The sequence below is a fragment of the Enemella dayhoffiae genome (assembly GCF_002250625.1).
Lineage (GTDB): Bacteria > Actinomycetota > Actinomycetes > Propionibacteriales > Propionibacteriaceae > Enemella > Enemella dayhoffiae.
In genome coordinates, this window is the sequence record NZ_NMVQ01000014.1 from 1 (window position 1) to 23,260 (window position 23,260).

21 protein-coding genes and 1 other RNA gene are annotated in these 23,260 nt (G+C 69.5%); 7 read left to right on the forward strand and 15 right to left on the reverse strand.

Annotation, left to right across the window (positions count from 1 at the left end; translation table 11 throughout):
- From CGZ93_RS10215 to CGZ93_RS10225, 3 genes are all read right to left on the reverse strand, one after another.
- On the reverse strand, positions 1 to 538 hold a 538-nt coding region (locus CGZ93_RS10215; protein ID WP_141211163.1), incomplete at its 3' end, for a PHP domain-containing protein.
- A 76-nt stretch (positions 539 to 614) separates the two neighbouring features.
- The gene (locus tag CGZ93_RS10220; protein WP_094364046.1) at positions 615 to 1,091 is read right to left on the reverse strand and encodes a cupin domain-containing protein; all 477 of its coding nucleotides are present in this window, start codon (positions 1,089 to 1,091) and stop codon (positions 615 to 617) included.
- A 56-nt stretch (positions 1,092 to 1,147) separates the two neighbouring features.
- A complete protein-coding gene (locus CGZ93_RS10225) occupies positions 1,148 to 1,966 on the reverse strand; it encodes a hypothetical protein (RefSeq protein ID WP_094364047.1) in 819 nt (272 codons plus the stop codon).
- Between the two features lie 210 nt (positions 1,967 to 2,176).
- Between CGZ93_RS10225 and CGZ93_RS10230 the strand changes: the two genes are divergently transcribed.
- Positions 2,177 to 2,725 (forward strand): biliverdin-producing heme oxygenase, encoded by a 549-nt coding sequence (locus CGZ93_RS10230; RefSeq protein WP_229117355.1) that lies wholly within the window; start codon positions 2,177 to 2,179, stop codon positions 2,723 to 2,725.
- 155 nt (positions 2,726 to 2,880) lie between these two features.
- Here CGZ93_RS10230 and CGZ93_RS10235 read toward each other — a convergent pair whose 3' ends face one another.
- On the reverse strand, positions 2,881 to 4,104 hold the full coding sequence (locus CGZ93_RS10235) for a L,D-transpeptidase (RefSeq protein ID WP_141211164.1): 1,224 nt from the start codon (positions 4,102 to 4,104) through the stop codon (positions 2,881 to 2,883).
- A 215-nt stretch (positions 4,105 to 4,319) separates the two neighbouring features.
- On the opposite strand from CGZ93_RS10235, the gene CGZ93_RS10240 reads away from it, so the two are divergent.
- Entirely contained in the window at positions 4,320 to 4,964 is a 645-nt protein-coding gene (locus CGZ93_RS10240) for a TMEM165/GDT1 family protein (protein ID WP_229117356.1), read from the forward strand.
- 21 nt (positions 4,965 to 4,985) lie between these two features.
- On the opposite strand, the gene CGZ93_RS10245 is transcribed toward CGZ93_RS10240, so the two are convergent.
- The 3 genes from CGZ93_RS10245 to CGZ93_RS10255 all read right to left on the reverse strand — a co-directional run bounded on the left by CGZ93_RS10245 (position 4,986) and on the right by CGZ93_RS10255 (position 10,639).
- Positions 4,986 to 5,978 carry a glucosaminidase domain-containing protein gene (locus CGZ93_RS10245; protein ID WP_176451723.1) on the reverse strand — a complete coding sequence of 331 codons (993 nt, stop codon included), beginning with the start codon at positions 5,976 to 5,978 and terminating at the stop codon, positions 4,986 to 4,988.
- A gap of 255 nt (positions 5,979 to 6,233) precedes the next feature.
- Positions 6,234 to 7,667, reverse strand: coding sequence for a hypothetical protein (locus CGZ93_RS10250; protein ID WP_094364051.1), 1,434 nt, complete (start codon positions 7,665 to 7,667; stop codon positions 6,234 to 6,236).
- Between the two features lie 26 nt (positions 7,668 to 7,693).
- Entirely contained in the window at positions 7,694 to 10,639 is a 2,946-nt protein-coding gene (locus CGZ93_RS10255) for a bifunctional [glutamine synthetase] adenylyltransferase/[glutamine synthetase]-adenylyl-L-tyrosine phosphorylase (protein ID WP_094364052.1), read from the reverse strand.
- A 126-nt stretch (positions 10,640 to 10,765) separates the two neighbouring features.
- On the opposite strand from CGZ93_RS10255, the gene CGZ93_RS10260 reads away from it, so the two are divergent.
- The gene (locus CGZ93_RS10260) at positions 10,766 to 11,563 is read left to right on the forward strand and encodes a sterol carrier family protein (RefSeq protein ID WP_141211165.1); all 798 of its coding nucleotides are present in this window, start codon (positions 10,766 to 10,768) and stop codon (positions 11,561 to 11,563) included.
- 130 nt (positions 11,564 to 11,693) lie between these two features.
- On the opposite strand, the gene glnA is transcribed toward CGZ93_RS10260, so the two are convergent.
- Positions 11,694 to 13,040: a type I glutamate--ammonia ligase gene (glnA, locus tag CGZ93_RS10265; protein WP_094364054.1), complete on the reverse strand. Its 1,347-nt coding sequence runs from the start codon at positions 13,038 to 13,040 to the stop codon at positions 11,694 to 11,696.
- Between the two features lie 167 nt (positions 13,041 to 13,207).
- On the opposite strand from glnA, the gene CGZ93_RS10270 reads away from it, so the two are divergent.
- Complete coding sequence (locus CGZ93_RS10270; RefSeq protein WP_094364055.1) at positions 13,208 to 13,966, forward strand: DUF2510 domain-containing protein; 759 nt, start codon at positions 13,208 to 13,210, stop codon at positions 13,964 to 13,966.
- A 28-nt stretch (positions 13,967 to 13,994) separates the two neighbouring features.
- On the opposite strand, the gene CGZ93_RS10275 is transcribed toward CGZ93_RS10270, so the two are convergent.
- Positions 13,995 to 14,186: an SPOR domain-containing protein gene (locus CGZ93_RS10275; RefSeq protein WP_171195196.1), complete on the reverse strand. Its 192-nt coding sequence runs from the start codon at positions 14,184 to 14,186 to the stop codon at positions 13,995 to 13,997.
- A gap of 37 nt (positions 14,187 to 14,223) precedes the next feature.
- On the opposite strand from CGZ93_RS10275, the gene map reads away from it, so the two are divergent.
- Positions 14,224 to 15,072 carry a type I methionyl aminopeptidase gene (gene map, locus CGZ93_RS10280; RefSeq protein WP_094364057.1) on the forward strand — a complete coding sequence of 283 codons (849 nt, stop codon included), beginning with the start codon at positions 14,224 to 14,226 and terminating at the stop codon, positions 15,070 to 15,072.
- Positions 15,073 to 15,105: 33 nt separating this feature from the next.
- Here map and CGZ93_RS10285 read toward each other — a convergent pair whose 3' ends face one another.
- The 6 genes from CGZ93_RS10285 to CGZ93_RS10310 form a co-directional block, all read right to left on the reverse strand.
- Positions 15,106 to 16,293: a neutral zinc metallopeptidase gene (locus CGZ93_RS10285; protein WP_094364058.1), complete on the reverse strand. Its 1,188-nt coding sequence runs from the start codon at positions 16,291 to 16,293 to the stop codon at positions 15,106 to 15,108.
- Between the two features lie 92 nt (positions 16,294 to 16,385).
- Positions 16,386 to 16,732, reverse strand: an RNA gene (gene rnpB, locus CGZ93_RS10290) — RNase P RNA component class A.
- A gap of 53 nt (positions 16,733 to 16,785) precedes the next feature.
- Positions 16,786 to 18,225, reverse strand: a complete 1,440-nt coding sequence (locus CGZ93_RS10295) for an RNB domain-containing ribonuclease (RefSeq protein ID WP_094364059.1) — start codon at positions 18,223 to 18,225, stop codon at positions 16,786 to 16,788.
- A gap of 39 nt (positions 18,226 to 18,264) precedes the next feature.
- Positions 18,265 to 18,960, reverse strand: a complete 696-nt coding sequence (locus tag CGZ93_RS10300; protein ID WP_094364060.1) for a zinc ribbon domain-containing protein — start codon at positions 18,958 to 18,960, stop codon at positions 18,265 to 18,267.
- 126 nt (positions 18,961 to 19,086) lie between these two features.
- Positions 19,087 to 19,647: a histidine phosphatase family protein gene (locus CGZ93_RS10305; RefSeq protein ID WP_229117357.1), complete on the reverse strand. Its 561-nt coding sequence runs from the start codon at positions 19,645 to 19,647 to the stop codon at positions 19,087 to 19,089.
- Positions 19,648 to 19,744: 97 nt separating this feature from the next.
- Positions 19,745 to 20,602: an acyltransferase domain-containing protein gene (locus CGZ93_RS10310; protein WP_094364062.1), complete on the reverse strand. Its 858-nt coding sequence runs from the start codon at positions 20,600 to 20,602 to the stop codon at positions 19,745 to 19,747.
- A gap of 18 nt (positions 20,603 to 20,620) precedes the next feature.
- Here CGZ93_RS10310 and CGZ93_RS10315 point away from each other — a divergent pair, with 18 nt between their 5' ends.
- Together CGZ93_RS10315 and corA are read left to right on the forward strand one after the other, a co-directional pair.
- On the forward strand, positions 20,621 to 22,102 hold the full coding sequence (locus CGZ93_RS10315; protein ID WP_094364063.1) for an aminopeptidase P family protein: 1,482 nt from the start codon (positions 20,621 to 20,623) through the stop codon (positions 22,100 to 22,102).
- A gap of 30 nt (positions 22,103 to 22,132) precedes the next feature.
- Positions 22,133 to 23,257 (forward strand): magnesium/cobalt transporter CorA, encoded by a 1,125-nt coding sequence (gene corA / locus CGZ93_RS10320; RefSeq protein ID WP_094364064.1) that lies wholly within the window; start codon positions 22,133 to 22,135, stop codon positions 23,255 to 23,257.
- Positions 23,258 to 23,260 lie beyond the last annotated feature (3 nt).

The window sequence follows — 23,260 nt, forward strand, 5'->3', positions numbered from 1 at the left end:
CCAGCCCGTGATCCATCAACTCGACGAAATAGTTCTCCGCCCCGAAGATGTCGCGGAACTCCGCCGCCGACCTCAGCGCCTCGTCGAACTGTCCCAACCGCAGATAGGTCTGCACCTCACCCGACGGACAGCCGGTGGTCGCCATCAACCCACCCGCGTACCGCTCCAACAACTCCCGGTCGGCCCGCGGCTTGTAGAAGAACCCCTCGATCGAGGACAACGAGGACAACCGGAACAGGTTGTGCATCCCCACGTTGTTCTCCGCCCACATCGTCAGATGCGGTTGCGAACTCGAATCAGTTGGATCGACTTCCGGGGCGACATAGGCCTCCAGCCCGATGATCGGCTTCACGCCGGCCGTCTGGCCATTCTTCCAGAACTCGTAGGCACCGAACAGGTTGCCGTGATCGGTCAGCGCGATCGCCGGCATCCCCATCTCCGCCGCCGTGGAGAACATGTCCCCCACCCGGGCCGCACCATCCAACATCGAATATTCCGAGTGACAGTGCAGGTGCACGAACGAACTCTTGTCAGCCATCTCGGTCCCCCCTCGCCTCGTGGCATTGCCTGTGAGGCGACCCTAGGAGGGTGGTCTGACAGTCCCCCGCCGACAATCAGGCGTGCTTGTCGGACTTTCCCTCGCCCGGCTGGACGGTCCACTCCGGCGGGACGTCCTTGCCGCTGTCCTCGTCGGCCTCGGCGTCGTCGAAGGTGGCCTGGACGATGCCCTGGGCGTGGTGGCTGGGGGCATACACGGCGTACACCTGAAGCGGCTCGTCACCGGTGTTGATCACGTCGTGCCAGGCACCGGCCGGCACCTGAATGGACCAGCCGTCGCTGACCTCCTGCTCAAAGTTCAACTTGTCCTTGGAAGGCCCCATCACGCACCGCCCCTGCCCCGCGTCGACGCGCAGGAACTGGTCGGTCTCCGGGTGTGCCTCCAGCCCGATCGACTGGCCCACCGGGATCGACATCAGCGTCACCTGGAGATACTTCCCGGTCCACGCGGTGGTCCGATAGTTGGTGTTCTCCTTGGTCGCGTTCTCGATGTCGAAGGCGTTCGGCTGGGGACCGTTGTCGGTGATCTGCATTGGGCTGCCCTTCCTGGATCGTTGGTTCACCAGCAAGCCTAGTCCCACCCGGCACGTCAGTGCTTGGCGTACGCTGTGATCTCCAGCCACCACTCACCGGCGGCCTCGACCAGCGGCTCGACGCCGATCGACCGGTACGGCTTCTCCGCGGGCCAGCCGCCCAGGTTGCGCCACAGCATCAGCCCAACCGCGGCCGGGTCGTCGGCCTGCCAGCGCAGGTGCAGCAACTCGCTCCCATCCACCACGTACGCCTCAGCGGGCGCCTCAGGCTCCGCCAGGCCGCGCAGCACCGCGCACGCCACCGACTCGTCGTCGGGCCCCAGCCGGGACAGGTCCACGCCGTCCAACCGCGGCCATGCGGTCTCGGTGACGGTCCCGGTGTGCGGATGGTCCAGCACCGTCATCAGCCGCGCCCCGGGCACCTCGAGCCGCGCCCGGTCGGACAGCTCCAGCAGCAGATGCACCGCGTGGGTCACCGGTGCGGTCGGGCTGTGATCTCCGCGGGCGTACGCCGCCTCGCCGGGCTCGACCAGATAGTCGATCCGCAAGGTGCCGTCGCGGTCGCTCACCGTACGGTGCAGCCGACCAAAATCGGTGTCCACGTGCGCCGTCGGCCGGGCACCGTCCCACACCCGGCTCCAGGCGTCACCGTGGTCGGGAATCCCGCGTACACAGGGAAAGCACTCCTCCCCGCCGCCCGCATCGATGAAGTCGTCACCGGGCACGGCGTCGACCCGCGCGATCTGCACGGCGCCGTCGGGGTTGGTCCACAGCCACTCCCGCTGCCCCGCGGTGAGCGACCACCAGCGGGCACCGTGATCGAAATCGATCGCAAGCGCCAGCGGTACCTGGACCCAACCGTCCTCGTCGAGCACGCCCCGCTCCCCTCCGTCGCCACGACAGTATCCACCGCGCACGCTATCGCGACCCTCACCTCTCCATGCTCATCCCCCGGCTGTATGCATCTGCTCCCGCTGCGGGAGCAGATGCGGACAGCTCCGGCGGAACATATCCACCGAATGGTTGATGCGCTCCGACCGGCCATGCGATTAGGTTGACCTTACTTTCAGTGAGGGGGCCCTAACATGACCACCAGGACCGAGCCGATTACTCTGTCGGCGGCACTGCGCGAGCACACCGCCGACGCCCATCAGCGGGCCGAGGAGTCCACGTTTGTGGTCGACCTGCTCGCCGGGCGGCTCTCCCTCGATGCCCTGGTCGCGCTGCTCGCCCAGTCGCTGCCGATCTATGCCGCGCTCGAGGAGACCTGCCGGGCCGCCGACTCCCCGATACTCGCTCCATTGCTGGATCCGCGGCTGGAGCGTACCGAACGCCTGCGCGCCGACCTCGCCGCTCACGCCGCCGCAGGGCGGCGATTCGAGACGGTGTTGCCGAGCGCCGAGGCGTACGCCGCAGAGCTCCGGTCGCTGGCCGATCGGCCGGCGGCACTCCTCGCGCACCACTACGTGCGCTATCTGGGTGACCTCTCCGGCGGCCAGGTGATCGCCAGCCTGGTGCAACGCCACTACGGCGCCGATCCGGGCGCGCTCACCTTCTATCGCTTCGAGATCGAACGGCCCAAGGTCTACAAGGACGACTATCGCCCAACTCGACGCGCTGCCGCTGAACGCTGACCAGCGCTCAGAGACGTTGGGCGCGGCCTCGCGCGCGTTCGAACTCAACCGCAGCCTGTTCGAGGAACTGCACCAGGAGTTCGGGCGCTGACCCTTCGACAGGCTCAGGGACCTCTACGACAGGCTCAGGGATCTCTACGACAGGCTCAGGGATCTCAGGCCCAGGACTTCCACTTGTCCCAGGACACGTTCCAGTCGGTGATCCCGTTCTGCGGCTCCAGTGGACGGTCCGAGCCGGTGACGACGACCGGGTCGCCGACCTGGATGATCCCGAACAGCGCCTGGGCGTCCGCGTCCGACATGCCGATGCAGCCGTGCGATGAGTTCTCCTTGCCGAACTTCGCCATGTTCCACGGGGCCGCGTGCAGGAACTCCCCCGAATCGGTGATCCGGATCGCCCACTTGACCTGCAGGTCATAGCCGTTGGTCGGGTCGTTGTTGCTGATGCCGATGGTTTCCGAGGCCATCCGGGTCTGCGGCAGCTTCTCGCTGACCACCTTCGTCCCGCTGCGGGTGATGAACCCGGGCTTTCCGGCGCTGATCGGCACCGTGCGGACCACCTGCCCGTTCACCTTCTGCACCAGCTGCTTGGTGGCCAGGTTGACCTCGGTCTGCTGCGCCTTGCCGACGGCGAACTCGACCGTCCGCGACAGCTGCCCGAACTTCCCGCCGCCGGCCGGCACGCTCTGCAGGTCGGCCTCCACCTTGACCTTCGTGCCCGCCTGGAAGAAGTCCTTGGGCCGCCAGTGCACCTCCGTGTCCGAGAGCCACACCCACGCGCCCTCCTGCACCGGGGTGGTGGTCACCTTCAGGTGCCTGGCGAAGGAGGCGCGGTCCGCCACCGGCAGGTCGAACTTGATCATCACCGGCATCGCCACCCCGACGGTGCCCGACTCGGGATAGATGCTCGGGAAGATCTGCTCCTTCAGCGACAGGTTGACCGTGCTGAAGGTGAGGGTGTTGGTCTTGGTCCGCCCGTCGGTGCCGATCCCGGTCGCCTCGATGGTGTACGCCGTCGCCGGCTGCAGGCGGGTCGAGGCCTGCCACTCCCCCTCGGTGAGGTCCCCGTCGACGGTGACGTTGGTCTCCGCACCCTTGTTGGTCCGCCCCTTGCCGGCCACGTTCACCCCGGTCAGCTTCCCCTGCTCGACGGTGATCTTGAGCCGGTGGTCGACCGACACGTCGGTGGAGCCCGAAGACACGTTCGGAATGATCGTCACAACCGGGTCGGGGGTGGCGGTCGGGCTCGGGGACGCCGAGCCGGACGGCTGCGGCGTACCGGCCGGCGCGTCGCCGGACGGACGATTGCGCAGGTGATCGGGGGCGCAGCCCATCACCAGCAGCCCCAACACCGACCCCGCGAAAACCCGTCGCCGCACCCGCACCCCCCGTTTCGTCCAGAATGCGCCATTGTTTCAAACAAGGCTGCAACGCCAACCTGTGCTCGCCCGCCGACACGCCGACAGCCTCCGGACCGGTTGCTGCTAGGGTTTCCTCATCGAGAGGGAGTAGTCCTCAACGATCGCGTCGACACACTGGCCCGCCTGCGGGCCCGGCGCGATGGGCCCCAGCGGCGGACGAGACTTTCGGCCAGTTGACCATTGGCCGATTCGTCTGCGCGGAGCGGCCCAAACTAGGAGGACGCGCGTTGTACGCCTTCCTGCTCAGCACCGCAGTCATCTTCATCGCCGAACTCGGCGACAAGTCCCAGTTGATGGCGATGACCTTCGCCACCCGCTATCGCGCCCGTGACGTGCTGCTCGGGATCACCTTGGCCACTGCCGTGGTGCACCTGATCTCGGTCGGGGCGGGCTTTCTGATCGGGGACCTGCTCGGCGCCTATCAGTCGTGGATCGCGATCGCCGCCGGGATCGCCTTCCTTGGCTTCGCGATCTGGACCCTGCGCGGTGACGAGCTGACCGAGGAGGAGGCCGAGAAGGCGCGCCGCAACAAGCGTGCCGCGATCGTCGCGGTGACCATCGCGTTCTTCCTCGCCGAGCTGGGCGACAAGACGATGCTGGCGACCATCACTCTGGCCACCCGAGAGAACTGGCTGGGCACCTGGATCGGATCCACCCTCGGCATGGTCGCCGCCGACGCGCTGGCGATCGTGGTCGGCGCCGTGCTCGGCAAGAAGCTGCCGGAGAACGTGATCAAGTATGGCGCGGCGATCCTGTTCGCCCTGTTCGGGCTGTTCATGATCGCCGAGGGCCTGGGCTGGATCAACCTGGGACGGTGATCCAGTCCGGGCCGCTCGACCTCAGGCTCCGGTCTTGGCCAGCCCGCCGGAGCTCTCGGCGCGGTTGGCCGACGCCTTCGGAGCCGCCACCGCGGCACGCGGCGCCTCCTTGACCGCACCCGCCTTCATCGGGTCCTGGGGCTGCTCGGCCCGCACGGCCGACGGGTTCAGGCTCGGCGTGGCACTGGCCGTCGGCGTCGCAGTCGCGGTGGGTGTCGCGGACGCGGTCGGCGTTGCGGTCGGCGTGGCCGTGGCGCGCGGGGTGGCGGTCCGGCTCGGCGTCGCGGTGGCCGACGGGGTGGCGGTCCGGCTCGGCGTCGCGGTGGCCGACGGGGTGGCGGTCCGGCTCGGCGTCGCAGCCGGGGTGCTCGGTGCCGGCCTGGTCGTGCTGGGTGCGGGCTTGGTGGTACTCGGCGCCTGCGTGGCTCCCTTGCGGTCGTACTGGTACAGGTTGTAGCGATCCATCAGGTCCACGATCATCTTCGTGTACGTGGGATCGGTCGCATAGCCGGCCTTGGCCACCTCGGCGATGAACCGCTTCGCGTCGGTCGGATAGCGGAAGGCGGCGGCGTACCGGCCGTTGTTGGTCAGGAACCACCCGTGGTCATAGAACGAGTCCTGGGCGCTCTTGTAGGTCCGGAATCCCGCGGTCGTGGTGTAGGTGCCGTTGTCATATTCGGTCGTCTTGAGATAGAGGCAACCGGTCGCATAGGGGCCCATGTTCGAGGAGCACTTGATGCCGAAATAGGCGTTACCCCTGGTGGTCAGCCCCGACTTGCCCCAGTCACTCTCCAGGATCGACTGCGCGATCGACACCGAGGCGGGAACCCGATACTTCGTCTGGTTGGCCTGTGCCAGCGGCGCGACCGTGCGTACGTAGGCGGAGGGGCTGGAGTTGTCCACAGCATCGGCCGGTCCGGACAGTACGGCACCGGTGATTGCTGCGGTCGACCCGATCACGGCGGCCGACACGGAGACGACGACGCCCTTGCTCAGACCTGCGAGGAAGTTCATTTCTGACTCTCTGAGATGGGGAAGCGGACGCTCGCAGGCTAGGGCCGCGAATACCGCAGACGCACCTGAGAGTGACCGAAGAAAACCCGCTCCCACCAGGAGTTGCATCCATGTGGTTTCCCGCCTGGCGCGGGTTTGCGGGCCATTCACCCCCAAATCACGGATATCTCAAGTCGCCTGAACCTCAACAACAACTTGAACCCCTGCAGCCACTTTCGTCACAGGAGTCACAGGGTCCCGGGTCCTGTCGGAAGGTCAACCGCGGGCGGCACCCCAACCGAGCACCAGGGCCAACCCGAGCGCGCTGCGGGGGTCGTAGGCCCCGCGCCACAGCCCGCCGTGAACCGCCTTCCCGGCCTCGCGCTCCCACGGCGAACGTTCCCCCGCCGTGGCCGGGGCGCACAGGTCGTGCACCAGGATGGCCGCCATCAGCGTGTTGGAGGTGGCCGGGTCGAAGACCTCGATCCCGAAGTGGTGGCCTCCGGCGTACGCGGCCGCGAGCGCCCGGTTGCGGGTCACCGACCGGGTCTTGGTCGGCGGGGCCACCCGCAGCGACACCTCGACTCCGTCGCGGTGCGCGATCGCGGCCCGCCAACGCTGCAAGCGTTTGGCCAGGATGTAGTTCGGTCCCTGCTGCAGGATCATCGCGTCGGCCAGTCCGGGATCCTCCTCGGGGCGATAGTTGCGCTTCAGCAACCGGCCGCCGCTGATCCCCTTGAGCAGCGGGCGCAGGCCCCGCAGCGAACGACGTTCGTACGCCTCAGCGCTCGCGCTGACCACCTCGTGCGGCACCGCGAACACGTCGGTCGGGGTGGCGAGGTAGGCCAGCGCCACGTCGTCGCGGGCACCGGTGAGCTGGGTGGCCAACAGGTCGGTGGCCACCGAGAGCCGCAGGTTGGTGGCGCCGTCGGCGTACACGTAGTTGCCGAGCACCAGCGGTCCGTCCAACTCGCCCAACCAGGCCGCCACCGCCGGCAGGTCGTGCAGCAGGTCAGCGCCGGGGCCGTCGGGCTGCTCGGGCAGGTGCAGCACACCGGCGGAGCCGCGGGCCAGCTTCTCCAACCGCTGCCACAACTCCGGTCGCGGCAACTCGACCGCGACCACTTCCGCCCCCCAGGACAGCAGCGCCCGCAGCGGCCCCATCTCGGCGGAGGCGCCCAGCACGATCACCCGGTGCCCGCGCAGGGCGAGCCATTCCGGGTGGGCGGCCACCTCCCGCACCGCCTGGGCGGCCGACGGTTCCAGGATCCCGGCCTGTTCCCACGCGTCGAGCCGGTCCAGCAGCTTCTGCCCGGTCAACCGCTTGCCGGCGTACGGGAGGCTCAGCTCCTCCAGCGGAGCGGCGGCGCCCTGCACGGTGCGGGTGTGCAGCGGGGAGATGACCGGCTGGCTGAACGCCTCGTCCAACGGTGCCTCACCGACCGGGGTGGCGAACCGGAGTTCCTCGCGCAAGGCTGTGATCCCGGTGTCGGCGATGGCCAGGGCGTCTCCGGCGCTGCCCAGCCCGGCCTCCACCAGCCGACGCATGTGCGGGGCGTACCCGCTGCGCCAGTCGGTCTCCCGCAGCACCGCGGCTGACCCCACCGGATCGACCGCCGCGAGTGCGGCGGCAACGACCTGGCGGCCCACCCGGGTGGAGCTGCGGCGCCCCTTCGCGTCGGCGGGGATGACGACTCCGGAGCTATCCATGGCCGGAGCCTATCGGCCGCGGCTGGTCAGGAGTCCCAGAAGATCCGGTCCACCACACTCCGCGCCTGCCGGGCCACCCGCATCCAGTCCGCGACCAGGTGCGAGGACTCCCCGGTGGCGTACCCCATCAACTCGGCGACCGCGGCCAGCTCCCGCGGGTCGTGCGGCAGGGAGTCCGACGCCTTGGCCCGGACCAGCATGATCCGGTCCCGGATCCGGCTGGCCATCGTCCAGGCGGTGGCCAGCGCCATGGCGTCCTCGGTGTCGATCAGTTCGAGCTCGCGTGCGGCGTGCAGGGCGGCCAGGGTACGCGTGGTACGCAGCCGATCGTGCTCACCGGCGTGCTGCAGCTGCAGCACCTGGACGGTCCACTCGACATCGGACAGGCCGCCCGGGCCCAGCTTGAGGTGCCGCTTCGGGTCGGCCCCGCGCGGCAACCGCTCGCCCTCCATCCGCGCCTTCAGCCGACGGATCTCGGCGAGCTGGGACCGACTCAGCCCGCCCTCGGGCCAGCGCAGCCCGGCGACCGCGGCCAGCAGCGCCTCGGTCAGCTCGTCGTCCCCGGCGCCCCGATCCGCCCGGACCAGCGCCTGCGCCTCCCAGGTGGAGGACCAGCGCTGGTAGTAGGTCGTGTAGGAGCCCAGGGTGCGCACCATCGGTCCGCCCTTGCCCTCGGGGCGCAGATCGGCGTCGATCTCCAGCCTCGGTTCCCGTCCGGGACGCGACAGCAGGGTACGCAGCTCGCTGACCACGGCGGTCCCGGCCCTGGCCGCATCCTCCCCGTCGGCACCGACCACGAACATGGCGTCGGCGTCGGAGGAATAGGACAGCTCGTGCCCACCCCATCGGCCCATCGCCACCACGGCCATCGGCGGTGCCTGCCGGCCCCGGGCGGCGATACTGAGCCCGACCGAGATGGTCGCCGAAGCCAGATCACTCAGTCCGTCGCCGACGGTCTCCAGGTCGTTGACCCCGAGCACGTCACCCACGCCGATCCGGAACAGCTCGCGGCGGCGCACGCCGCGGACGGCGTCGATCGCCTTGATCGGGTCGCGCTGCCGGTCGGCGATCAGCTGCATCTCCCGGGTGAGCTCGGCGCGGCCGCGGGGGGCGAGCTCGGCCTCGTCGGCCAGCATCTGCAGGATCTCCGGGTTGCGGGTGAGCAGGTCGACCAGATAGCGGCTGGAGGACAGGATCCGGGCCAGGCGCTTGGCCATCGCCCCCTCGTCACGCAACCCGCGGAGATACCAGGAGGTGGACCCGAGCGCCTCGGACACCTGACGAAAGGCGAGCAGGCCCTGGTCGGGGTTCGGTCCGGCGGCGAACCAGCCGAGCATCGCCGGCAGCAGCTGGCGCTGGATCTCCGCCTGCCGGGTCATCCCCTGGCTGAGCGCCTTGATGTGGCCCAGCGCCGACTTCGGGTCGGCGTACCCGAGCGCGGCGAGCCGGTCCCGAGCCGCATCGGTGGTCAGGCGTACCTCACCGGAGGGGATCTTGGCGACCGTCTCCAGCAGCGGGGAATAGAACAGTCGGCGGTGCAGGGCGAGCACGCGCCGGGAACGGTGCCGCCAGCCCTCGGGCACCTGATCGGGCTTCAGTCCGAGCGCCCGGCCGATCCGGCGCAGGTCCGCCTCGGCGGTCGGCAACAGGTGGGTACGCCGCAGCCGGTGCAGTTGGGCGCGGTGTTCGAGCACGCGGATGAACCGGTACGCCTCAGCCATCTCGGCGCCGTCGGACCGGCCGACGTAGCCGTGGTCGACCAGCGCCTGCAGGCCGGCGAAGGTGGAGCTGGTGCGCAGCCGCTCATCGGTGCGGCCGTGCACCAGCTGCAGCAGTTGCACGGTGAACTCGACGTCGCGCAGGCCGCCCTCGCCCAGCTTGAGCTCTCGCCCGGTCTCCTTGGCGGGGATGTTCCTGAGCACCCGGCGCCGCATCGCCTGCACCTCGCCGACGAAGTTGTCCTGCTCGGCGACCCGCCACACCCGGGGCTGGATCATCTCCACGAAGTCCCGGGCCAGGTCCAGGTCGCCGGCCATCGGGCGCGCCTTCAGCATCGCCTGGAACTCCCAGTTCTTGGCCCACTTCTCGTAGTAGTGGGTGTGGCTGGCGAGGGTACGCACCAGCGGCCCCGCCTTTCCCTCGGGCCGCAGCGCCGCGTCCACCTGCCAGATCGTGCCGGCCGCTGAGTGGGCGGAGCAGATCCGGCTCATCCCCGAGGCGAGCCGGGTGGCGATCTCGATCACCCGGTCGGCACCCAGCTCGGGCTGGTCGTCGGTCGCCGGGGCGGGTTCGGCGACATGGAGCACGTCGACGTCGGAGACGTAGTTGAGTTCGCGGGCGCCGCACTTGCCCAGCGCGATCACGGCCAGCCGGACCCGGGTGGAGTCGGGGCCGAGCTCGTGCCGGGCCAGGGCGAGCGCGGCCTCGATGGTGGCGTCGGCCAGTTCGGCCAGCTCCTGGGAGACGTCCTCGAGCACCGCGCACGGGTCGCCGGCGGCCAGGTCGCGGGCGACGATCCGGAGCAGTTCGGCGCGATAGCTCAGGCGCAGTTCGTCGCTGTGGTCGTGTCCGGCGACGGGGATCTCCGCCTCCGGATCGGCGCCGACCGAGCGCAGCAGTCTCGCCCGCAGGTCGGTGGCGCTGAGGCGTACCGCTTCGGTGCGCAGGATCTCGACCTGCTCAGGGTGGGCAGACAGGTGTTGCTGCAGGGTCGCGCTGGCTGCCAGCACGTCCACCAGCTGTTCCGCCCAGAGCCGCTCGGCCGCGACGGTCGGCAGCAGGGTCGGCTGGTCTCGGGCGAGCCGATCCAGGCCGTCCACCGCCTGATCCGGGTCGACCGACTCCACGGCCAGCTGCAGCAGCAGATCCCGTTCGGCGGGCGACACCTGCCATTCGACGATCCGGCTGGCGGCCGCGGCCGCGTCCTGGAAACCCTTGCGGGCCAGCGTTCCGGTGAGCGAGGTCGATCTCACCCACCGAATGTTACTGGAGCGAGCGGGTATGCCACCGATGATGGACGATGGTGACCGGGGAAGCTGGTCGTATGGAGTTCGCCGGTTCGCAACCGAATGTAGACCGTGGACTCCTAGCCTGAGGGGGTGGCAGTGATCGCTCGTGCGCAACAGCGCCGGACCGTCGCCGCCATGGTTGAGCAATCGGGTCACCTGGCAGACTTCCTCGATCTGCTGCGACCCGACGACCTCGGTCGGCGGACGATCCGTCCGGGGTGGGACGTCGCCACGATGGCGGCCTACCCGGTCGTGATGCAGGCTGCCGCGCTGCAGGCGCTGGATCGCCCGACGGCGGCTCGCCCGTCCCGACTGGCCGACTTCTTCAGCGGCCTGCGCCCCTGGCTGCACCGGCAGCAGGACCTGGCCGGTGAACTCGCCCGGCACGACACCCTGGATGGCCTGCGCACCCGCTACCGGCAGGATCTGGTCGAACTGGCCGATCGGCTGGAGCAGGAGGACGTCCCGCCGGCGGTGGAGACAGATCAGCACCCGCTGAAGTTCCTGGACCTGGTCCGCGTGCTGAGCGTGCAGTTGGTGGTGCACTGCGACGACCTGGTGGAGTCCCTGCCCGACCGCGGACCGATGCGCTGGTCACGCAGTTGCCGCGCTGACGCCGTGCGCGCCCTCACCGACGTCCTGGCCACCCGGCACCCCGGCCAGTCGATCGAGGTGCGGGTCCCCCCGTTCGCCGCCGTCCAGTGCGGCACCGGCACCGAGGATCCCCGGCACACCCGCGGCACCCCACCGACCGTCGTCGAATGCGATCCGCTGGTCCTGGTCCGCCTCTGCGTCGGACGAATCGAGTACGCCGAGGCCACCCGCACCGGCGCCGTCCGCGCCTCCGGCAGCCGCTCGGACCTGTCCAGCTGGCTCCCGCTCTTCTGACCCCTTGGGGTGATGGTTCCAGACAATGCACAACTGACCCCTATCTGCGGTCAGTCCGCGATCTGACCCCTGTGGGCGATCAGTACTGCACAGCTCGGAGCGCATACCCCGAGGGGGAGGTTGCCGCGGGTCAGAGCAGGGGGAGGTAGCGGCTGAGCTCCATCGGGGTGACCTGGGCGCGGTAGTCGTCGAACTCGGCCCGCTTGTTGCGCAGGAAGAACTCGTGCACGTGCTCACCGAGGGTGTCGACGGCCAGCTCGGAGTTCTCCATCGCCCGGATCGCCTCGTCCAGGTTGCGCGGCAGCGGCCGGATGTCCAGCGCCTGACGCTCCCGCTCGGTGAGGTTCCAGACGTCATCCTCGGCCTCCTCGGGCAACTCGTACTCGCCCTCGATCCCGGCCAGTCCGGCGTTGATGATCAGCGCGTACGCCAAGTACGGGTTGGCCGCGGAGTCGATCGAGCGCAGCTCGAAGCGGGCCGAGGACCCCTTGTTCGGCTTGTACAGCGGCACGCGGATCAGCGCGGACCGGTTGTTCCGGCCCCAGCACACATAGCTCGGCGCCTCACCGCCGGTGAAGGCCAACCGCTTGTAGGAGTTGACCCACTGGTTGGTGACCGCCGTGATCTCCTCGGCGTGCCGCAGCACCCCGGCGATGAACTGCTCGGCGGTCTTTGACAGCCGATAGTCCTCACCGGCGTCATAGAACGCGTTCGTGTCACCGGTGAACAGCGACATGTGGGTGTGCATCCCCGAGCCGGCGTACTCACTGAACGGCTTCGGCATGAACGAGGCGCGGATTCCCGCCTGCTCGGCGACCTCCTTCACCACCACCCGGAAAGTCATCAGGTTGTCCGCCATGGACAGCGCGTCGGCGTACCGAAGATCGATCTCCTGCTGTCCGGGAGCGGTCTCGTGGTGGGAGAACTCCACCGAGATGCCCATCTGCTCCAGCATCGAGATGGCCTGGCGGCGGAAGTCGCTGCCGGTGCTCGACACGACGTGGTCGAAATAGCCCGAGCTGTCGATCGGGATCGGCTCCCCGTTCGGCCGATTCTCCTTCTGCAGCAGGAAGAACTCCACCTCGGGGTGGGTATAGACGGTGAACCCGCGATCGGCCGCCTTCTTCAGCGCCCGCTTCAGCACATAGCGCGGATCGGCGTAGGAGGGGGAACCGTCGGGAAGCCTGATGTCGCAGAACATCCGCGCGGTGCCGCCGCCGGAGTCGCTCTCCCGCCAGGGCAGGATCTGGAAGGTGGCCGGGTCCGGGTGCGCCACCATGTCCGACTCGTAGATCCGGGCGAACCCCTCGATCGCCGAGCCGTCAAAGCCGATCCCCTCCTCGAAGGCGCCCTCCAGCTCGGCCGGGGCGATGGCGACCGACTTCAGAAATCCGAGCACATCGGTGAACCAGAGGCGTACGAAGCGGATGTCTCGTTCCTCCATGGAACGCAACACATACTCGGTCTGCTTGTCCATGGGCTCAGTCTGCCCGCTGCCGTGTTTCAACCGCGTTACAACCACGATCAGGTCACAGCTCGGACCCGATCGCGCGTCACGCCCGCTCCGGCCGGACTCCCCCGCCTACGATTCCCTCACCCCCACCGGATCCGCCGCGTACCGGATCCACCGTGAGAGAAGGACCGATGTCGACAGCAGGCTGGTATCCGGACCCGGCAGGCAACAGCAACCTGCAGCGTTACTGGGACGGTGAGGGCTGGACCACCCAGGTTCGCCCCTCCGGTACGCCGAAACGTCGGCGGGCGCCGCTGCTCGCGGGCCTGGCCGCGGTGGTCGTGCTGGCCGTGGCCGGTGTGGTGGGCACCGTGTTGACCCGGACCCCCCAGACGCAGAGCGCCGGCTCGGTCGGCTCCGCCCCGTTCGGCTGGTACACCGATCCGCCGGCCTACTGCCGCGAGGGTGCGCCGAGTCACCGCAACAGCTACCCCAACGACGGCTGGTTGCACGGGGGCGGGCTGACCACCCGCACTCCGGCGGAGTGGCGTCCGGGCAACGCGCCCCGGCTGCCGCTGGCCAGCGACGTGCTGATCGCGGAGACCCCGGGTGCCACGATCGCGCTCGGCGCACTGCGCATCGGCGACGTGTTCGACGGCGCCAGCGAGTCACTGGCCGCGGTGGAGACCTGCCTGCGCGCACCCAACGAACTGCTGAAGGGGGCTCCCGCGCCGACCGGCCCGGCGTACCCGGTCAAGGTCCCCGGGGCGACCTCGGCGCTGCGCCGGGACTATCAGCTGCAGGGCGCGAACGCGGGCGCGGTCAGCATTCTGATCGTCGACACCGGGGCGCCCGAGTCGCTGGGTCTGGCCATCACGGTGACCACTGGCGGCGATGACCGTGGTCCGGCGGCCACCGAACTGGCCCTGGCCGAGCTGCGCGCGGGCTGAGCTGCGGGCCGGCTGATCCGGCAGCGGCTCAGTTCTCGTCGTTCCACTTGGGGTCGTTGTCCCAGGACTCGTTGCGCTGGGCCACCTTGTCCAGAGCGGCCTGGGCCGCCTCCTTCGACGGGTAGGGCCCGAGCCGGTCCTCGGCGCGACCACCGTCGTCGCCGTGCTCGACCTGGCGGGTCTTGAGGTTGTAGTACCAGAGGTCCTCGCGCTCGCTCATCCGTCCTCCTTGTCGGGCACGGCGTATCATCGCTGCCGTGACTGCCGTCCAACAATATCCGGTGACCCCGGTCCGCCCCGTCCCACCCCGGATCCCGCGCCCGCCCTATGTCGGGCGCGAGAAGCCCGAGCCCTACACCGGGCCCGCGGTCCAATCGGCCGAGGTGATCGAGAAGATGCGCGCGGCGGGCCAGCTGGCCGCCCGAGCGCTGGCCGAAACCGGCTCCCACGTCACCCCGGGGATCACCACCGACGAGCTCGACGCGATCGCCCACGCCTACCTGTGCGACCACGGGGCATACCCGTCCACGGTCGGTTATCGCGGCTTCCCGAAGGCGATCTGCACCTCGATCAACGAGGTGATCTGCCACGGCATCCCCGACCAGCGCCCGCTCGAGGACGGCGACCTGATCAAGATCGACCTGACCGCCTATGTGGACGGGGTGCACGGCGACAACTGCGCCACCTTCTTCTGCGGGGACGTGCCCGAGGAGTCGCGACTGCTCAGCGAGCGGACGCACGAGGCGATGATGCGCGGCATCCGCGCCGCGAAACCGGGTCGGCAGGTGAACGTGATCGGCAAGGTGATCGAGTCGTACGCCAAGCGGTTCGGCTATGGAGTGGTGCACGACTACACGGGGCACGGGGTGCACACGGCGTTCCACTCGGGGTTGGTGATCCCGCACTACGACGCCCCGCACTTCGACGACGTGATCGAGGTCGGGATGACGTTCACGGTGGAGCCGATGATCACCCTCGGCGGGACCGACTGGGAGATGTGGGACGACGACTGGACGGTGCTCACCACCGACCGCTCGCGGGTGGCGCAGTGGGAGCACACCGTGGTGATCAACCCCGACGGCGCTGAGATCCTCACCCTCCCCTGACCCTTCTACGTTCCCCGAGCAGGGGTCGAGGGGTCAGGCGACGCGGTTGAGCGGCGCCACCCACGTGTTGCAGACGCCGAGCCGGTTCTGACCGAGGGAGCGCTCGAACCAGTAGGTGAACGAGGTGCCCTTGCCGTGCAGGCTGTCCTGGTCCTGGCGGGCCCACGCCCGGAACTGCGGTTCGTCGGCGGCGGTCCACCGATCCCAGGTCTGGACCTGCAGGTAGGTGAAGCACTCCACCTGCAGTTCGATCCGACGCTGCCGCTGGTTGGCGTCCTCGGCGGTGGAGTTGGCGCCCGCGCCCAGGATGCCGACCCGCTGCTGCACGTGATGTCCGAACTCGTGGAACAGCAGGTGCACCGCGCCCAACCGGACGTTGTCGTCATATTTCGACAGCACCGCATAGTCGATGTAGATCACCTGGTCGGCGCCGCAGTAGTAGGCGACGATGTTGCGCCAGGTGCCGCAGGGCGAGTTGAACGAGCCGGTGAAATAGCTGGTCTGGGGTCGCGGCAGGGTATTGCCGGACTGCTCGACCAGCGGGGTGTAGCGCTGCATCATGCAGTCGAATGACTTGTCCACCCAGGCCTTGGCCCGATCCGCCTGCGCGGGCGCGGCCGGTTCGAGCCCCGGGCAGGACCACCGGCTCAGCTGGATCCCGTAGATCGGGTTGTCGGCCAGCACCTTCACGCCCAGGTAGGGACCGGTGGGCGGATCGACCGGCGGCTGACTGCGCGGGCCGGGCGCCCGGCTCGGAGTGGGGCGCGCCGTGGGCGTGCTGGTGGGGCTGGGGCTCTGGCTCACCGGCGACTCGGCCGAGGGAGTCGGAGTCTCGACCGGGGAGGCGGGTGCGGGCGGTGGCGGCACGGGGACGCCGGTGGGTACGGCGGCCTGCTGGTCGGGTCGGGTGATGAGCACGAACGAGGTGATGACGACGGCGAGCGCCACGGCCACGGCGGCGATGATCAACGCCGGGCGGCCCTTGCGCCGCGGCGCGGCGGGCGGCCCCGGCATCGGCATCGGATAGGGCTGCTGCGGGTGCTGGGGAAGCTGGAACGGCGGTGCTCCGGGCGGCGCCCCGAACGGGTTCTGCTGATGCTGCGGTACGCCCGGCCCCGGCTGCCCGGGTTGTCCCGCGCCCGGAGGCGGGGTGAACGGACTGCCGCCGAAGGGGTTGCTGCCGCCCTGCCCCCTGAAGGGATTCGGGTCCTGCCAGCTCATCACACCTCCGGGTGGCAGTGGATCGAGTTCAGGTTACTTGACCCGGGCGCACCCCCCGTCGGTGTCCGGGCGTCCGGTCTCGAGCTGGGTGAGGGACGAGGCAGCCGGTAAGCCGGATTCTGTCGAGGGCGATCATCCATCTGCGACCGTTGTTGCCAACGGCCTGGTGCAACCTACCCGGCGGCTCGGGCGAGCAACCCTCGAACGCCGCCTGTCTGGTCTTGCTCCGGGTGGGGTTTACCTGGCCACCCCGGTCGCCCGGGATGCCGGTGGTCTCTTACACCGCCTTTTCACCCTTACCCCGGCGTACGCCGAGGCGGTCTGTTTTCTGTGGCACTTGCCCGCGGGTCACCCCGGGTGGGCGTTACCCACCACCCTGCTCTGAGGAGTCCGGACTTTCCTCGACACCCGTGGGTGCCGCGATCGCCTGGCCGCCTCGTCCTCCTGAACATTCTATAGGTCGGCCACCGGTCCGCGGCGAATCGCGACAGCTCAGCCGACCTCGAAGGCGGTCTCTCCGGTGCTCACGTCGGCCCGGGTCAACGTGGCGGACACCTCCTGGCCGAGCGGCAACTGACGCCCGCGTACGTTCGCCTCGACGGCCGGCTCAGCCAGCATCAACCGGCCGCGGCCGCCCTCCTCGTCGACCTCGACGATCGTGCCGCGGAACTGCTGCCCGACCCGGTCGGACAACAGCAGCGCCTCGGTCAGGTCGACGATCCCGCGCTCATACTTCTTGGCGCGCCGATCCGATTCGGCCATCGTGTCGGCCAGCCCGTCCAACTCGCGGAGCACCCACTCCGGCACCGGCTGGTCGGCGCAGATCGCCACGCAGATCTCGCCGGAATACCGGTCCACCAGCCGCCGCAGCGGGGCGGTGCAGTGGGCGTACTCGATCGCCAGCGCCGAGTGTTGCACCTGGTTGGGCACCGACCCGCTGAACGCCTGATAGCCGGCCCCGCGGAACAGCGTGGTGCAGGCGTACAACATCGCCGCGTCACGTCCCTCGCGCGCGTCGAGGCTGCGCACGAACTCCGGATAGTCCATCTCGGCCGGCCAGTTGATCCCCAGCGCCCGGGCAGTGTTCCGCAGCCGCCGCAGCGACCGGTTGTCGGCCGGCGGCAGCGTACGCAGGATGCCGACCTGGGCATACAACATCAGGTGGGCCGCCGCCATCCCGGTGAGCAGCGAGATCTGCGCGTTCCAGCCCTCGATCGGCAGCGGGGTGCGGAACGACAGGCTCCAGGTGCCGGTGCCGGACTCCTCACCGGTGTGCACCTCCTGCTCGGGGATGTTCAGGCTCACTCCCCCGCGGTCCTTCTCGATCTGCTCGCGCAGTCGGCCGACCTCGCGCAGCAGTTGCAGCGACTCGCTGGCCGTGCCCGTGTCGAGCTGTTCCTGCACCTGTTCATAGGTGAGCTGCTGGCGGCTGCGGACGAGCGCCCGCACCACCTCGGGGTCGGAACAGTCCCCCTGCTCGTCCAGTTGCAGGCGCCACAGCAGCGCCGGCCGCACCTGGTCGGGCAGCAGGCTGGCCGCCCCCTCGGACAGCACCGGCGGGTGCAGCGGGGTGCGCTGGTGCGGGGCATAGAACGTCTGCCCGCGACGGTGCGCCTCGGCATCGATCGGACCACCCGGGTCGACGAACGCGGCCACGTCGGCGATGGCATACCAGACGGTGAACCCGTCGCCGGTGCGCTCGATGAACACGGCCTGGTCGAGGTCCTTCGCACCGGGCGGGTCGATGGTGACCAGCTCGAGGTCGGTGCGGTCGGTCTGCGGCAACCGCGGGTTGGCGGCGGCCTGTTCGGCGGCGGCGACCACCTCGTCGGGAAACTCCTCCGGTACGCCCAGCTCGCGGCGCAGTCGCTCGAGCCCCTCGGTCAGCGCCTCGGGCACGCTGGGCAGGATCGGGGCAGGACGTCTGGGCATCGGCGCTCCTTGACTTCGCGGTCGGGCTCAGAGGCGAACCTACAGGCCGGACTCCGCGGTCCGCACCAGGATCCGCCCGCACTCCTCACAGCGCAGCACCTCATCGGCCGGAGCGGCGGCGAAGGCGCGCAGGTCGGCGGCATTCACGTCGAGCCGGCAGCCCGAACAGCGACCGTGCCGCAACTCGGCCGCGCCCAGGCCGCCATGGTTGGCGCGCAGCTTCTCGTACGCCGCCAGCAACGGCTGGGGCAGCTTCTCGGCCAGCGCCCGCCGCTCGGTGTCCGCGTGGCCGAGTTTGGTGTCCAGCTCGGCGACCTGCGCATCGCGGGTTTTCATCAGCGCCCGGATCTCGGTCTCCAGCTCGCCGCGGCGGGCCTGCAACTCCTCGAAGGTCGCCGTCGCCTTCTCCAGCTGCTCCATCACCTCGAGCTCGGCATCCTCCAGGTCGGAGATGCGCCGGGTCAGGTGCTGCACCTCGTCGATCAGCCCCTGCAGCGACTTCGGGTCGCTGACCGAACCGGAGTCGATCCGCTGCTGATCGCGGACCTTCCGCGCCCGAACCGGTTCGAGATCGGCCTCGGCCCGGCTCTGGTCGCGGGTGAGGTCCGAGACCTCTGTCTCCGCGCGGGTGTAGTCGGCGAGGAGCTGCTTGCGGTCGGCCAGCATCGAGGCGATCCGAGCGTGCTCGGGCAGGCTGGCGCGCTGATGCTGGAGCTGGGCGATCTCGGTGTCCACGCCCTGCAGCGCGAGCAGCTGGAGCTGGTCTGCGGGTTCGGCTTTGATGGGGTGCTCCTGTTCGTACGTCGGTCCGGCGATCCTACCGCGCGGGTACGCCCCAGCGCCCCCGTCGGGCGGGCTCGTTCAGCGCGGGGCCGGGCTCAGGTTCCAACGGCGGATCGCCGGCGACTCCTTCTCCCAGCCGAGCACCGAGACGGTGGCGGTCTCCAGCGGGAAACTCGCCCCGTGCTCGATCCCCAGCCCCAGCCACGCCAGCGTCAGCACCCGCAGCGAGTGCCCGTGGGCGAAGCAGAGCGCGCGCTCGGCGCCACTGCGGCGTACCCGCTCGACGACCCGACCCAACCGCTGCAGGATCTCCACCGAACTCTCGCCGCCGGCGACCGGATGGGTCCAGATCCGCCAGTCGGGCACCCGCTCGTGGATCTGGGCGGAGGTGAGGCCCTCGTAGTCGCCGTAGTCCCACTCGGCCAGGTCGTCGTCGACGGTGAACAGCCCGCCGAAACCGGCCAACTCGGCGGTACGCCGCGCCCGCAGCCGCGGGCTGCACAGCACCAGCCCGAAGTCGCGGTCGGCCAGCGCGGGCGCCAACGCCTCGGCCTGGCGTACCCCCGCCTCGGTCAGATCCAGATCGGTCCGACCGGTGTGCCGGCCGTTGCGACTCCACTCGGTCTCCCCGTGCCGCACCAGATACAGCTCGGTCCCCGAGCCTGGCGAAGCGGTCCCTGAGCCTGTCGAAGCGGTCCCTGAGCCAGTCGAAGCGGTCCCTGAGCCAATCGAAGGGTCACCCATGCGGCGACAGTATCCCGGTGCATACCCGCCAGTGCCCGCCGGCCGCCAGCCGTTCGGCGACCACCCGTTCCAGTCGGGTACGCCGCGGCAGCCGGTCCAGCTCGTAGGGCCCGCGGTGCCGCCAGGTGAAGAACACCGCGTCGGCGTCCCCGTCCCAGCCCTCCCCGGTCAGCTCGAACCGCTCCGCGAAGGCGGCGATGTTGCTGCCCGGCAGCGCGGCGGCCAGCTCGGGATCGAGCAGCCAGCTGGCGCACTGCCGGCGGACCGGGAGCCGGTCCGGGAAGTGCCGGGCGAAGAATCCCTCGGCCTGCGCCAGGGAGTCGTCGACCACCTGAGCGGTCAGCGGCCCGGACTGCGGGATGTGCAAGGAGTCGACCCACTCCCCGTCGGCCAGCACCAGCTCGTGCGGCAGCCGACCGAGCCAGAACAGCCGACCGGACCAGGCGGTCTGCAGCCAGCCCTGGGTGTGCAGCCCGAACTGACCGAAGGTGAGCCGGTGCACCCACACCTGCTGCCCGAGGTCCGACAGGGAACGCCAGACGATCTCGTCGGGCACCTCGCGGCCCCGCAACCAGCGCACCACGTCGTCGGCGGTCGCCAACAGGGCCAGCAGCGGCAGCAGCCCCTGCCCCAGCGGATGTTCGGCGTCGTCCTTGGTGAACACCTGACCGGGGGCGTCGAGGTGGTCGACCAGTTCGGCCGCCAGTTGGTTCAGCCGGGCCACGTCGGCGGGATCGGAGCCGACGGCGGGGATCCGGGTGAGCAGGTCGAACAGGTCGTCGTCGCGAAAACCGAGCAGGGGAAGCCGGGGGTCAAGGTGCTCCTCGCGGAGTCGGAGGCGTACGTCCACCCGCCTATGATGCCCACCATGAGTGAGCAGCAACCGAAGCAGCCGGCGCGGACCGTCCCGTTCTCCGAGGCGTTCAAGGAATTCATCCCCACCGGCTGGGCGCCCTATGCCAGTGAGTTGCCGGCCGCGCTGCCCGCGACCGAGTGGACCGCGGCCCGGCGCGACAAGGTGAGCGAGCTGTTCCGCGGGGATCGGATCGTGGTTCCCGCCGGCGGGCTGAAGGTGCGCTCCAACGACACCGACTATCGCTATCGGCCGCACTCGGCGTTCGCCCACCTGAGCGGGCTGGGCAGCGACCGGGAGCCGGACGCGGTGCTGGTGCTGGAGCCCACCGAGACCGGCCACGACGCGACGCTGTACTTCAAGCCGCGCGCTCCCCGGGAGGCCGAGGAGTTCTATGCCAACGCCCGTTATGGGGAGATGTGGGTCGGCCAGCGGGAGTCGCTGGCCGAGATGGCGGCGATCACGGCCCTGTCGGTGGCCGATGTCGCCGATCTCGACGAAGCTCTTGCCAAGAACCTGGCGAGCACCCGGCTGCGGATCGTCCGCGACGCCGACCCCGGCCTGACCGAACGGCTGGATTCGCTGCGCAGCAAGGAATCCTGCGACCTCAGCCAAGCACAGGAAGCGGATCAGGAGCTGGCCACCGCGCTCAGCGAGCTCCGGTTGATCAAGGACGAGTTCGAGGTGGAACAGCTCCGCCAGGCCTGTGCCGAGTCGGCGAAGGCGTTCGAAGCGGTGGTGGCCGACCTGCCCGAGGCGGTACGCCGAGGCCGCGGCGAGCGCTGGGTCGAGGGTGTGTTCGGGCTGCACGCCCGACACCTCGGCAACGCAGTCGGCTATGACACGATCGCCGCCGCCGGTGACCACGCGTGCACCCTGCACTGGATCCGCAACGACGGCGACCTGCGGGGTGACGAGCTGCTGCTGCTGGATGCGGGCATCGAGCTGGACACCCTCTATACCGCCGACATCACCCGCACGCTGCCGGTCTCGGGCCGGTTCAGCGACACCCAGCGCGAGGTCTACGAGGCCGTGCTGGAGGCCCAGCAGGCCGGGATCGACGCGGCCCGGGCCGGCGCCAGGTTCCTCGACGTGCACAATGCGGCGATCGCGGTGATCGCCAAACACCTGCACCAGTGGGGAATCCTGCCGGTGAGTGTCAAGGAGGCGCTGGACCCCGAGACGGGTGGGCAGCACCGCCGCTGGATGGTGCACGGCACCTCGCACCACCTCGGGATCGATGTGCACGACTGCGCCCAGGCGCGCCGTGAGGTCTATCGCGGGGGCGAGCTGGCCGCCGGGATGGTGATCACCGTCGAACCGGGGCTCTATTTCCGGGAGAACGATCTGCTCGTCCCCGAACGCTTCCGCGGGATCGGCGTACGCATCGAGGACGACATCCTGATCACCGCCGACGGCAACGAGAACCTGTCCGCCATGCTCCCTCGCACCCCCGATGAGGTGGAGAGCTGGATGGCCGGAATCAACGCCCGCTGAGCAGACGCACCACGACCACTGGGAGGACGCATGGCAGAGCATGGAACGGGACGCTCCGGCGGCGGCACGCCACCGCGAACCCGCTTGGCCCTCCCGCCGATGCGCCCCCGCGCGGGACGTCCGGCGCGGGCTCCCCAGGTCCAGGCCCCGATCGCCGATCCCCCCGACTCCGTGGTCGCTTGGGCGCACTACGTCGACGGGATTCGCAACGACTGCACGGAACTGGCCGTCGCCACCGAGAGCGCGCTGCGCGGTGAGGGGTTCGTCTGGCTCGGGTTGAAGGACCCCTCCGATGAGGACATGGCCGGCTTCGCCCAGCAGTTCAACCTGCACCCGCTGGCAATCGAGGACGCGGTCGAGGGCCACACCCGCTCCAAGCTGGAACAGTTCGGCGACACCCTGTTCGCGGTCATCTCGACGGTCGCCTACGTCGACCACACCGAGCTCACCGACTCCTCCGAGATCGTCTCCACCGGACAGGTGATGGTGTTCGTCGGCAACAACTTCGTGATGACGGTACGCCGCGGCGAGCACGCCCAGCTGCGGTCCCTGCGGGCCAAGCTGGAGTCCAACCCCGAACGGTTGCAGCTCGGACCGGCCGAGGTGCTCTATGCGGTGATGGACAAGATCATCGACGACTACATGGAGCTGGTCACCCAGTTCGAGACCGACATCGACGAGATCGAGCGGCTCGTGTTCTCCCGGCAGGGCACCCACGAGATCAACCGCGTCTACAACCTCAAGCGTGAGCTGATCGAGTTCAAGCGGTGCGTGGTGCCGCTCGGCGCCCCGCTGCAGGCGCTGGCGTCGCGGCCGCTGGTCGCCATCCCCGACGAGGCCAGGGCCTATTTCCGCGAGCTGAGCGATCACCACCTGGAGGCGCGCGAGGCGGTGCAGTCCTTCGACGAGGTGCTGTCGACGATCCTTTCGGCGGCGCTGGCCCGGGCCAGCGTCGAGGACAACCAGGACATGCGCAAGATCTCCGCCTTCGTGGCGATCGCGGCGATCCCGACCATGATCGCCGGCATCTACGGGATGAACTTCGACAACATGCCCGAACTGCACTGGAAGTTCGGCTACTTCTTGATCTGGGGAATCATGATCGTGGTGATGGCCGGGCTCTACCTCGGCTTCCGGCGCAACAAGTGGCTCTAGGAG

Excerpts from the sequence above, each read along its gene's own strand:
- CGZ93_RS10220 (WP_094364046.1), bottom strand. The coding sequence starts at position 1,091 with ATGCAGATCACCGACAACGGTCCCCAGCCGAACGCCTTCGACATCGAG.
- CGZ93_RS10230 (WP_229117355.1), top strand. The coding sequence starts at position 2,177 with ATGACCACCAGGACCGAGCCGATTACTCTGTCGGCGGCACTGCGCGAG.
- CGZ93_RS10245 (WP_176451723.1), bottom strand. The coding sequence starts at position 5,978 with ATGAACTTCCTCGCAGGTCTGAGCAAGGGCGTCGTCGTCTCCGTGTCG.
- CGZ93_RS10250 (WP_094364051.1), bottom strand. The coding sequence starts at position 7,667 with ATGGATAGCTCCGGAGTCGTCATCCCCGCCGACGCGAAGGGGCGCCGC.
- glnA (WP_094364054.1), bottom strand. The coding sequence starts at position 13,040 with ATGGACAAGCAGACCGAGTATGTGTTGCGTTCCATGGAGGAACGAGAC.
- CGZ93_RS10270 (WP_094364055.1), top strand. The coding sequence starts at position 13,208 with ATGTCGACAGCAGGCTGGTATCCGGACCCGGCAGGCAACAGCAACCTG.
- CGZ93_RS10275 (WP_171195196.1), bottom strand. The coding sequence starts at position 14,186 with ATGAGCGAGCGCGAGGACCTCTGGTACTACAACCTCAAGACCCGCCAG.
- CGZ93_RS10285 (WP_094364058.1), bottom strand. The coding sequence starts at position 16,293 with ATGAGCTGGCAGGACCCGAATCCCTTCAGGGGGCAGGGCGGCAGCAAC.
- CGZ93_RS10295 (WP_094364059.1), bottom strand. The coding sequence starts at position 18,225 with ATGCCCAGACGTCCTGCCCCGATCCTGCCCAGCGTGCCCGAGGCGCTG.
- CGZ93_RS10315 (WP_094364063.1), top strand. The coding sequence starts at position 20,621 with ATGAGTGAGCAGCAACCGAAGCAGCCGGCGCGGACCGTCCCGTTCTCC.
- corA (WP_094364064.1), top strand. The coding sequence starts at position 22,133 with ATGGCAGAGCATGGAACGGGACGCTCCGGCGGCGGCACGCCACCGCGA.